Origin of the sequence: Bacterioplanoides pacificum, assembly GCF_042648445.1 — a bacterium.
Classification (GTDB): Bacteria; Pseudomonadota; Gammaproteobacteria; order Pseudomonadales; family Oceanobacteraceae; genus Bacterioplanoides; species Bacterioplanoides pacificum.
Genome location: NZ_JBHRYB010000003.1, coordinates 1 through 12072, shown reverse-complemented (window position 1 = coordinate 12072; position 12072 = coordinate 1). Strand labels below are relative to the sequence as shown.

6 protein-coding genes are annotated in these 12072 nt (G+C 52.4%); all 6 read left to right on the top strand.

The window, feature by feature from the left end; translation table 11 throughout:
• Positions 1-184 precede the first annotated feature (184 nt).
• A complete protein-coding gene (gene rpoB / locus ACFOMG_RS03355) occupies positions 185-4258 on the top strand; it encodes a DNA-directed RNA polymerase subunit beta (RefSeq protein ID WP_376864808.1) in 4074 nt (1357 codons plus the stop codon).
• 20 nt (positions 4259-4278) lie between these two features.
• A complete protein-coding gene (gene rpoC, locus ACFOMG_RS03350; protein ID WP_376864807.1) occupies positions 4279-8502 on the top strand; it encodes a DNA-directed RNA polymerase subunit beta' in 4224 nt (1407 codons plus the stop codon).
• Between the two features lie 121 nt (positions 8503-8623).
• Entirely contained in the window at positions 8624-8998 is a 375-nt protein-coding gene (gene rpsL, locus ACFOMG_RS03345) for a 30S ribosomal protein S12 (RefSeq protein ID WP_376864806.1), read from the top strand.
• A gap of 87 nt (positions 8999-9085) precedes the next feature.
• Positions 9086-9556, top strand: a complete 471-nt coding sequence (rpsG, locus tag ACFOMG_RS03340) for a 30S ribosomal protein S7 (RefSeq protein ID WP_376864805.1) — start codon at positions 9086-9088, stop codon at positions 9554-9556.
• Positions 9557-9593: 37 nt separating this feature from the next.
• On the top strand, positions 9594-11699 hold the full coding sequence (gene fusA / locus ACFOMG_RS03335) for an elongation factor G (RefSeq protein ID WP_376864804.1): 2106 nt from the start codon (positions 9594-9596) through the stop codon (positions 11697-11699).
• Between the two features lie 27 nt (positions 11700-11726).
• On the top strand, positions 11727-12072 hold a 346-nt coding region (locus ACFOMG_RS03330; RefSeq protein ID WP_376864803.1), incomplete at its 3' end, for a GTP-binding protein.

Sequence of the window (12072 nt, the reverse complement as noted above, 5' to 3'; positions counted from 1 at the left end):
GCAATGCCGTTACTGTCGCACTAGAGTCTAGATGCGACGACTGGCTGGCGGGTATCTACCCGCCAGCCTTTTCGCGTTATGGAAATCGCGTGTTTTTCCAGCCTGCGCTGGCTTAAATAGCAAGCTCGTGCTTGTTAACAGGTCCAATGACGACCCAATCGGGGCAATAGTCCGGGGATAACTGATGGCTTACTCATATACTGAGAAAAAACGTATCCGTAAGGATTTCGGTAAGTTACCGAATGTCATGGATGTGCCATACCTTCTGGCCATTCAAATCGACTCTTATCGCAAGTTCCTGCAAGAAGGAGCTAACGCAGACGATCGTCACGATCTCGGTCTGCATGCTGCATTTAAATCTGTTTTCCCAATCGTGAGCTACTCCGGGAATGCAGCGCTAGAATACGTAAGCTACCGCCTCGGTACACCTACGTTTGACGAAAAAGAATGTATGCTGCGTGGTGTTACTTATGCCGCGCCGCTGCGTGTGAAGGTTCGTTTAATCATTTACGATAAAGAATCTTCCACCAAAGCCATCAAAGACATCAAAGAGCAAGAAGTGTACATGGGTGAAATGCCACTCATGACCGATAACGGTACCTTCATTGTTAACGGTACTGAGCGTGTGATCGTGTCTCAGCTGCACCGTTCACCGGGTGTGTTCTTTGATCATGACAAGGGTAAAACCCACTCCTCCGGTAAGCTGTTGTATAACGCTCGCGTTATTCCTTACCGTGGTTCCTGGCTGGACTTTGAGTTTGATCCTAAGGATCTGGTTTACGTGCGTATCGACCGTCGCCGTAAGCTGCCTGCTTCTATCCTGCTGCGTGCACTGGGCTACAACACCGAAGAAATTCTGGCGGAATTCTTCGAGAACGACAGCTACCGCCTGACAGCGGACGGCGCCTTGCTGAAACTGATTCCATCTCGTCTGCGTGGTGAAACCGCGGCATTCGATATCATGGACAACGACAGCAATGTGATCGTAGAAAGTGGTCGTCGTATTACTGCACGCCATATTCGTCAGCTGGAAAAAGCCGGCGTTGAAGAGCTGCAGGTGCCGGCAGAATATCTGCTTGGCAAAGCCATCGCTAAAGATATTGTTGATTCCCGTACCGGTGAAGTTCTGGCAGCAGCAAACGCTGAAATCAGTGCTGACCTGCTGGCGGCCGTGGCGGAAGCGGGTGTTGAAGGTTTCGAAACCATCTACACCAATGAACTGGATTGTGGTCCGTTCCTGTCGGATACCCTGCGTACCGACCCGACTACTAATCAGCTGGAAGCGCTGGTCGAAATCTATCGCATGATGCGCCCGGGTGAGCCACCAACCAAAGAATCCGCGGAAGCGCTGTTCGAAAACCTGTTCTTCACTGATGAGCGTTATGACCTGTCTGCTGTGGGTCGTATGAAGTTCAACCGTCGTATCGGTCGTGAAGAAATTTTAGGTGCCGGTGTACTGGATAAAGAAGACATCGTTGCGGTGTTACGCACGCTGATCGATATCCGTAACGGTAAAGGCGTGGTGGACGATATCGACCACCTGGGTAACCGTCGTATCCGTTCCGTTGGTGAGATGGCCGAAAACCAGTTCCGCGTTGGTCTGGTGCGGGTTGAGCGTGCCGTCCGTGAGCGTCTGTCGATGGCAGAATCTGAAGGCCTGATGCCTCAGGATCTGATCAACGCCAAGCCGGTTGCTGCCGCCGTTAAAGAATTCTTCGGTTCTTCCCAGCTGTCGCAGTTTATGGACCAGAACAACCCGCTGTCTGAGGTGACTCATAAGCGTCGTATTTCTGCGTTAGGCCCTGGCGGTCTGACCCGTGAGCGTGCCGGCTTTGAAGTCCGTGACGTACACAACACCCACTACGGTCGTGTGTGTCCGATTGAAACACCGGAAGGCCCGAACATTGGTCTGATTAACTCGCTGGCGACCTTCGCCCGCACCAATGAATACGGCTTCCTGGAAACGCCTTACCGCCGGGTCATCGATGGTGTTGTTACTGACGACATCTTCTACGTATCGGCGATTGAAGAAGCGGATTACGTGATTGCACAGGCATCTGTACCTACTGATGAAAACGGCAAGCTGCAGGGCGACCTGATTTCCGTACGTCATCAGAACGATACCACTATGATGTCTCCGGATGCGGTCACGCTGATGGATGTGTCTCCGCGTCAGGTTGTATCGATCGCGGCGTCGCTGATTCCGTTCCTGGAACACGACGATGCTAACCGGGCACTGATGGGTTCCAACATGCAACGTCAGGCTGTGCCTACGCTGAAATCCGAGAAGCCGCTGGTCGGTACCGGTATTGAGCGTGCGGTTGCACAGGATTCCGGCGTATGTGTGGTAGCACAGCGTGGTGGTGTGATTGATTCCGTAGATGCGTCACGCATCGTGGTTAAGGTGAATGATGAAGAAACCATGGCCGGTGAAGCGGGTGTGGACATCTATAACCTGACCAAATACACCCGTTCTAACCAGAACACCTGCATCAACCAGAAGCCACTGGTGAAAGCCGGTGAAATGGTTCAGCGTGGCGATGTCATGGCTGACGGTCCTTCTGTGGATATGGGCGAACTGGCGCTGGGTCAGAACCTGCGTCTGGCGTTTATGCCGTGGAATGGTTACAACTTTGAGGATTCCATTCTGTTGTCTGAGCGCGTTGCTCAGGAAGACCGGCTGACCACGATCCACATCCAGGAACTGACCTGTGTGGCGCGTGACACTAAGCTGGGCGCCGAGGAAGTCACCTCAGATATTCCAAACGTTGGCGAATCTGCGCTGAACAAGCTGGATGAGTCCGGTATCGTTTATATCGGTGCTGAAGTTAAACCAGGTGATATCCTGGTTGGTAAGGTAACACCAAAAGGTGAAACCCAGCTGACGCCGGAAGAAAAACTGCTGCGCGCCATCTTCGGTGAGAAAGCCTCTGACGTTAAAGATACCTCGCTGCGGGTTAAAACCGGCACCACAGGTACCGTGATCGACGTACAGGTATTCACCCGTGACGGTGTGGAAAAAGATCAGCGGGCACTGGAAATTGAACAGTCTCAGCTGGATGAAATCCGCAAAGACCTGAACGAAGAAATGCGTATCGTACAGGGCGCTACGTTCGAGCGTCTGCAACGTGCGCTGGTTGGTCAGACTGTAAACGCGGCTCCCGGGCTGGCGAAAGGTGCGGCGTTAACGGCCGAATACCTGCAGAACCTGAGCGGTGATGACTGGTTCAAGATTCGTCCACAGGATGAAGCGCTGGTTGAAACCCTGGAGAAGGCTGAGCAATCTCTGGTTGATCGTCGTCAGCAACTGGACGACAAGTTCGAAGACAAAAAACGTAAGCTGCAAACCGGCGATGATCTGGCACCGGGCGTACTGAAGATTGTTAAGGTTTACTTAGCCATCAAACGTAAGATCCAGCCAGGCGATAAGATGGCAGGGCGTCACGGTAACAAAGGTGTTATCTCCGCAATCATGCCAATCGAAGATATGCCATACGACGAAAACGGTGAGACGGTTGATATCTGTCTGAACCCGCTGGGTGTACCGTCGCGGATGAACGTGGGTCAGATCATGGAGACTCACTTAGGTATGGCGGCCAAAGGTCTGGGCGTTAAGATCGACCGTATGATCAAGCAACAGCAGGAAATCGCCAAGCTGCGCGAACTGCTGCACGAGATCTACAACGGTGGTGACGGACGTATCGAAGATCTGGACAGCTTCTCTGATGCTGAAATCATGGAACTGGCTAACAACCTGCGTAACGGTGTGCCGATGGCAACGCCGGCGTTTGACGGTGCTCGCGAGAGTGAAATCAAGCGGATGTTGCGTCTGGCGGATATTCCGGATTCCGGTCAGGTCACCCTGTACGATGGTCGTACCGGTGAAGCCTTCGATCGTCCGGTGACCGTGGGTTACATGTACATGCTGAAACTGAACCACCTGGTGGACGATAAGATGCATGCGCGTTCTACCGGTTCTTACAGCCTGGTTACTCAGCAGCCGCTGGGTGGTAAGGCACAGTTCGGTGGTCAGCGTTTCGGTGAGATGGAAGTGTGGGCACTGGAAGCATACGGTGCTGCGTACACGTTGCAGGAAATGCTTACCGTTAAGTCGGATGACGTGGCCGGCCGGACCAAGATGTACAAAAACATCGTTGATGGCGACCACCGTATGGAAGCGGGCATGCCGGAATCCTTTAACGTATTGGTTAAAGAGATCCGTTCCCTGGGTATCGACATCGAACTGGAAAACGAATAAGGGCGTGGAGCTAAAGCAAAATGAAAGATTTAGTTAATTTTCTGCGTAATCAAAACAACGCTGACGAGTTCGATGCGATCCGCATCGGCCTCGCCTCGCCGGATATGATTCGTTCCTGGTCTTTTGGTGAAGTTAAAAAGCCGGAAACCATTAACTATCGTACCTTTAAGCCAGAGCGTGATGGTCTGTTCTGTGCGCGCATCTTTGGCCCGATCAAAGATTACGAATGTCTGTGTGGTAAGTACAAACGTCTCAAGCATCGCGGTGTGATCTGTGAGAAGTGTGGCGTTGAAGTTACCCAGGCGAAAGTACGTCGTGAGCGCATGGGTCACATCGACCTGGCGTCTCCGGTGGCACACATCTGGTTCCTGAAATCACTGCCGTCCCGTATCGGTCTGATGCTGGATATGACGCTGCGTGATATCGAGCGGATTCTGTATTACGAGTCCTTCGTTGTGACTGAGCCTGGTATGACGACTCTGGATATGGGTCAGCTGCTGAGCGACGAACAATATTACGAAGCGATTGAAGAATTCGGCGACGAATTCGACGCCAAGATGGGTGCCGAAGCGATTGAAGCCTTGCTGGGCCACATCGATCTGGAAGAAGAAGTACAGCGTCTGCGGGAAGAAATTCCGGCGACCAATTCTGAAACCAAGATCAAAAAGCTGTCGAAGCGTCTGAAGATTTTAGAAGCCTTCTATCAGTCGGGTAATGATCCGAAGTGGATGATCATGAAAGTTCTGCCGGTTCTGCCGCCAGATCTGCGTCCACTGGTACCACTGGATGGCGGTCGTTTTGCAACGTCCGACCTGAACGATCTGTACCGTCGGGTGATCAACCGTAACAACCGTCTGAAGCGCCTGCTGGAGCTGAATGCTCCGGACATCATCGTACGCAACGAAAAGCGTATGTTGCAGGAGTCGGTTGATGCGCTGCTGGATAACGGCCGTCGTGGTCGCGCCATCACTGGCTCGAACAAACGTCCGCTGAAATCTCTGGCTGACATGATTAAAGGTAAGCAGGGTCGTTTCCGTCAGAACCTGTTGGGTAAGCGTGTTGACTACTCAGGCCGTTCGGTAATTACCGTAGGTCCTAAGCTGCGCCTGCATCAGTGTGGTCTGCCGAAGAAAATGGCTCTGGAGCTGTTTAAACCATTCATTTTCTCCAAGCTGGAGCACCGTGGTTTAGCGACCACGATCAAAGCGGCGAAGAAAATGGTTGAGCGCGAAACCGCAGAAGTCTGGGATATCCTGGCTGACGTGATTCGTGAACACCCGGTGATGCTGAACCGGGCGCCAACACTTCACCGTCTGGGTATTCAGGCGTTTGAGCCTCAGCTGATTGAAGGTAAAGCGATTCAGCTGCACCCACTGGTGTGTGCGGCCTATAACGCTGACTTCGACGGTGACCAGATGGCGGTACACGTACCGCTGACGATCGAAGCGCAGTTAGAAGCACGTGCGCTGATGATGGCGACCAACAACGTACTGTCTCCTGCTAACGGTGAGCCAATCATCGTACCGTCTCAGGACGTGGTACTGGGTCTGTACTGGATGACCCGTGAACGTGTTAACGCCAAAGGCGAAGGCATGTTCCTGGCCGACCTGGAAGAAGTCAGCCGTGCTTATCACTCAGGTTCTGCTCATTTGCAGGCGCGAGTGAAAGTGCGTATTACCGAACACGTGGCCGATGCTGATGGCAACATCACCAGCAACACCGAAGTGTTCGACACCACTATTGGCCGTGCACTGCTGTTCGGCATTGTGCCAAAAGGTCTGCCGTTTGAGCTGGTTAACCAGCCAATGAAGAAGAAGGCAATTTCACGCCTGATTAACACGGCTTATCGTCGTGTCGGTCTGAAAGATACCGTCGTCTTCGCTGACCAGGTGATGTACACCGGTTTCCAGTACGCGACTAAGTCCGGTTCTTCGATTGGTGTGAACGATTTTGTGATTCCGGACGAAAAAGCCGAAATCATTGCTAACGCGGAAGCTGAAGTAAAAGAGATCGAAAGCCAGTTTGCTTCCGGTCTGGTAACCCACGGTGAAAAATACAACAAGGTGATCGATATCTGGTCTCGTGCGAACGAGCTGGTTGCGAAAGCCATGATGGATAACCTGGGTAAAGAAGGTGTGATCGACCGCGAAGGTAACGAGGTCGAGCAGGAATCCTTCAACTCCGTATATATGATGGCCGACTCCGGTGCACGGGGTAGCCCGGCACAGATCCGTCAGCTGGCGGGTATGCGTGGTCTGATGGCGAAGCCGGATGGCTCCATCATCGAAACGCCGATTGTGGCGAACTTCCGTGAAGGTCTGAACGTACTGCAGTACTTCACCTCGACCCACGGCGCGCGTAAAGGTCTGGCCGATACCGCACTGAAAACTGCGAACTCCGGTTACCTGACTCGTCGTCTGGTCGACGTAGCGCAGGATCTGGTAGTAACCGAACATGACTGCGGCACAGAGCACGGTCTGGTGATGACACCACTGATTGAAGGTGGTGACGTTGTGGTTGGTCTGGGTGACCGTATTCTGGGTCGTGTTATCGCTCAGGACGTTTACAAGCCAGGTGCTGAAGGCGATGTGGTTGTACCGGCCGGTACGCTGATCGACGAAGCCTGGGTATCCAAGATCGAAGCCGAAGGTATCGATGAAGTGATCGTACGTTCTGCGATCACCTGTGACAGCCGAGTGGGCATTTGTTCCAGCTGTTACGGTCGTGACCTGGGTCGCGGTCATCAGGTGAACGTCGGTGAAGCGGTTGGTGTTATTGCTGCACAGTCGATCGGTGAGCCGGGTACACAGCTGACCATGCGTACTTTCCACATTGGTGGTGCGGCATCGCGTGCTTCCGCTGCGGATAGCGTACAGGTTAAAAACAACGGTACTGCACGCCTGCATAACATGAAGACAGTGACCCGTGAAAACGGTGATCTGGTTGCTGTATCGCGTTCCGGTGCCATTGCCATTGCCGATGATCACGGTCGTGAGCGTGAGCTGTACAAACTGCCTTACGGTGCTGTGATTTCAGTACAGGACGGTGCTGCGGTTGAAGCCGGTCAGAAAGTGGCCAGCTGGGATCCGCACACTCACCCGATTGTGACTGAGGTGAAAGGTCGTATCCAGTTCGTGGGTATGGAAGAGGGCATCACCATTAACCGTCAGACTGACGAGTTAACCGGTTTGTCGTCCATTGAAGTGATCGACGCTAAAGACCGTCCGGCTGCGGGTAAAGATATCCGTCCGATGGTGAAGCTGGTCGACGCCTCTGGTGATGATGTGATGCTGCCAGGTACCAATGCGCCGGCGCAATATCTGCTGCCGGCCAACGCTCTGGTGAGCCATGAAGACGGTACTGAAGTATCCGTGGGTGACGTAATTGCACGTATCCCGCAAGAGTCTTCCGGTAACAAAGACATCACCGGTGGTCTGCCACGGGTTGCTGACCTGTTTGAAGCACGTAAGCCGAAAGAGCCTGCCATCCTGGCGGAAATCTCCGGTACCGTGAGCTTCGGTAAAGAGACCAAAGGTAAAAAACGTCTGGTGATCACGCCGAAAGATGGTGGTGATCCGTATGAAGAACTGATCCACAAGTGGCGTCACCTCAACGTGTTTGAAGGTGAGCAGGTTGAGAAGGGCGAAATCATCTCTGATGGCCCGCTCAACCCGCACGATATTCTGCGTCTGAAAGGCGTGGGTGATCTGGCCATGTACGTGACCAACGAAGTTCAGGAAGTTTACCGTCTGCAGGGTGTAGGCATCGATGATAAACACATCGAAGTTATCGTTCGTCAGATGTTGCGTAAAGTGCTGATCACTGAAGCCGGTGATTCAACCTTTATCCCGGGTGATCAGGTTGAATACTCGAACTTCCTGGCTGAGAACGAAAAACTGGAAGAAGATGGCAGAATCACAGCCAAAGGCGAACGGGTACTGTTGGGTATCACTAAAGCCTCGCTGGCGACTGAGTCCTTCATCTCTGCAGCATCGTTCCAGGAAACTACCCGCGTTCTGACCGAAGGTGCGGTAACCGGTAAAGTCGATACTCTGCGTGGCCTGAAAGAAAACGTGGTTGTTGGTCGTCTGATTCCGGCCGGTACTGGTCTGGCTTACCACGAAGAGCGTAAGCGTAAGCGTCAGGATCGCGAAAATGAACGTCTGAAAGCGACCCCAGCTGGTCTGAACGTATCTGCAGAAGATATGGAAGCCAAGCTGAGCGAAGCCTTCAGCGATAAATAAGCTTTGGTTGTAAAACAATCAATCGCTTGACGAGCCGGGCCGGTAGGATTATCCTTCCGGCCCCTTTTCTTGCGTCGGAATTTTTCTGACGTGTATTTTGAGAAATATTGGAGTTTGCTAAATGGCTACAATCAACCAGTTGGTTCGTAAGCCTCGTAAGCGCAAAGTGGCTAAGAATGACGTACCTGCTCTGCAGGCATGTCCTCAGCGTCGTGGCGTATGTACTCGTGTATACACCACTACCCCGAAAAAGCCTAACTCGGCACTGCGTAAAGTATGTCGTGTGCGTTTAACGAATGGCTATGAAGTGACTTCCTACATCGGTGGTGAAGGTCACAACCTGCAAGAGCACAGTGTTGTTCTGATCCGTGGCGGTCGTGTAAAAGACTTGCCAGGTGTTCGTTATCACACTGTTCGCGGTACTCTGGATACTTCAGGCGTTGCTGATCGTAAGCAAGGTCGTTCCAAGTACGGTGCTAAGCGTCCTAAGGGCTAAGTTGCCTTTAACGACCAGATAAGAGTAAGGCTGAGCTAATGTGTCAACATGCTCAGGCTGACCTGAAGACCTAAGAGGGCTTATCCCATGCCAAGAAGACGCGTCGCTGCGAAGCGCGAAATTCTGCCAGATCCGAAATTCGGAAACGTTACTCTGGCTAAGTTTATGAACCACGTAATGATCAGTGGTAAAAAATCCGTCGCCGAAAAAATTGTTTACGGTGCACTGGATGCTGTAGAAGCCAAGCAGGGTGGAAACCCGGTCGAATTATTCGACGCCGCTCTGGAAGCTATTCAGCCAATCGTAGAAGTTAAGAGCCGCCGTGTTGGTGGTGCTACTTACCAGGTTCCTGTTGAAGTTCGTCCTGCTCGTCGTATGGCTCTGGCTATGCGCTGGCTGGTAGATGCAGCACGTTCCCGTGGTGAAAAATCCATGGCTCTGCGTCTGGCGAACGAAATGATGGATGCTGCTGAAGGCAAAGGCGCTGCGGTTAAGAAGCGTGAAGACGTACACCGTATGGCTGAAGCTAACAAAGCGTTCTCTCACTATCGCTTTTAATTGACCTTCGGGTCATTGACGAAAGGACCAGACAGCTGTGCCACGTATTACTCCGATTGAACGTTACCGTAACATTGGTATTTGTGCGCATGTGGATGCGGGTAAGACCACAACCACAGAGCGTATTTTGTTCTACACCGGTGTATCTCACAAATTAGGTGAAGTACATGACGGTGCGGCGACCATGGACTGGATGGAGCAGGAGCAGGAGCGTGGTATTACCATTACTTCTGCAGCGACCACCTGTTTCTGGTCGGGCATGGCACAGCAGTTTGAGCAACATCGGGTCAATATTATTGACACCCCGGGGCACGTTGACTTCACCATCGAGGTTGAACGGTCGCTGCGGGTTCTTGATGGTGCTGTGGTGGTACTTTGTGGTTCTTCTGGTGTTCAGCCGCAGACTGAAACGGTCTGGCGCCAGGCGGACAAATACGAAGTGCCCCGCATGGTATTCGTCAATAAAATGGACCGCACGGGTGCCGACTACTTTATGGTGGTTGAGCAACTGAAAAAGCGCCTTGGTGCTAATGCAGTCCCGATTCAGATCAATATCGGCTCCGAGGACGAGTTTCGTGGTGTCGTTGATCTGATCAAAATGAAAGCCATTATGTGGAGCGAAGAAGACCAGGGCATGACCTTCAGTTATGAAGAGATTCCTGCTGAACTGGTTGATGTCGCTGCTGGATGGCGTGAGCACATGCTCGAAGCGGCTGCCGATGCTTCTGACGAAATGATGGATAAGTACCTGGAAGAAGGTGATCTGTCGGAAGAAGAAATCAAAGCGGCGCTGCGTCAGTTAACGCTGGCAAATGAAGTGGTTCTGGTAGCCTGTGGCTCAGCCTTTAAAAATAAAGGTGTGCAGGCGGTACTGGACGCTGTTATCGAATTTATGCCGTCACCGACCGAGGTGAAGGCGATCGAAGGTGTGCTCGAAGACAAAGATGAAACCGTCGCCGAACGCCACGCCTCCGATGAAGAACCTTTCTCCGCTTTGGCATTTAAAATTGCTACCGACCCGTTTGTTGGCACGCTGACCTTTATCCGGGTGTATTCCGGCGTGCTGAATTCCGGTGATGCGGTATGGAACACGGTGCGCGGCAAGCGTGAGCGTGTTGGCCGTATGGTGCAGATGCACGCTAATTCGCGGGAAGAAATCAAAGAGGTTCGCGCCGGCGATATCGCCGCGCTGATCGGTCTTAAAGACGTCACTACCGGTGATACCTTGTGCGACCAGGATCAGAAGAACCGCATTACCCTGGAGCGTATGGAATTCCCGGAACCGGTTATTTCGGTGGCGGTTGAGCCACGTTCTCAGGCCGATCAGGAAAAAATGGGTGTGGCGCTGGGCAAGCTGGCTCAGGAAGACCCGTCTTTCCGTGTGGAAACCGATGAAGAATCCGGCCAGACCATTATTTCTGGTATGGGTGAATTGCACCTGGATATCATCGTTGACCGCATGAAGCGTGAATTCAAGGTTGAGTGTAATGTTGGTAAGCCTCAGGTGGCGTACCGCGAAAAAATTACTCAAACCGTCGAAATTAATCACAAGTTTGCCAAGCAATCCGGCGGTCGTGGTCAGTTTGGCCATGTGGTGGTGCGTTTTGAGCCTTCTGATGAGTCTGAAGAAGGTCTGGAATTTGTGAATGAAATCACCGGTGGTGCGATTCCGCGTGAATACATCCCGGCGGTTGAAAAAGGCATTGAAGAGCAGATGAAAAACGGCGTGATAGCGGGTTATCCGCTGCTCGGTCTGAAGGCGACTCTGTTCGACGGCTCTTTCCATGATGTCGACTCCAACGAAATGGCGTTTAAAATCGCTGCATCTCAGGCTACTAAAAAACTCGGCCAGGAAGCTTCTCCTGTGTTGATGGAGCCGATGATGAAGGTTGAGGTTGTGACGCCGGAAGATTACATGGGTGACGTGGTGGGTGATCTCAACCGCCGTCGTGGCCTGATCAATGGCATGGAAGATACACCATCCGGAAAAGTGGTTGATGCACTGGTGCCGCTGGCAGAAATGTTCGGTTACGCAACCGATCTGCGCTCAGCGTCTCAGGGGCGTGCGACTTATTCGATGGAATTTGAAAAATATGCGGAAGCACCTGCAAGCGTGGCCGAAGCAATTATCAACAGATATTAATCACATAAATTTAATACGAGGTGTTTTATGGCTAAGGAAACGTTTGAGCGTTCCAAACCGCACGTAAACGTAGGCACCATCGGTCACGTTGACCATGGTAAAACCACTCTGACTGCAGCGCTGACCCGCGTATGTGCAGAAGTATGGGGCGGCGAACTGGTTGCCTTTGAAGGTATCGACAACGCACCGGAAGAGCGTGAGCGTGGTATCACCATCTCAACTTCCCACGTTGAATACGAATCCCCGAGCCGTCACTACGCACACGTAGACTGCCCTGGACACGCCGACTATGTGAAAAACATGATCACCGGTGCGGCTCAGATGGACGGCGCTATCCTGGTATGTGGTTCTACTGACGGCCCAATGCCTCAGA

What these genes read in the sequence shown, in the direction of transcription:
- rpsL (WP_376864806.1), top strand. Translation starts at nt 8,624, where the DNA reads ATGGCTACAATCAACCAGTTGGTTCGTAAGCCTCGTAAGCGCAAAGTG.
- rpoB (WP_376864808.1), top strand. Translation starts at nt 185, where the DNA reads ATGGCTTACTCATATACTGAGAAAAAACGTATCCGTAAGGATTTCGGT.
- rpoC (WP_376864807.1), top strand. Translation starts at nt 4,279, where the DNA reads ATGAAAGATTTAGTTAATTTTCTGCGTAATCAAAACAACGCTGACGAG.
- rpsG (WP_376864805.1), top strand. Translation starts at nt 9,086, where the DNA reads ATGCCAAGAAGACGCGTCGCTGCGAAGCGCGAAATTCTGCCAGATCCG.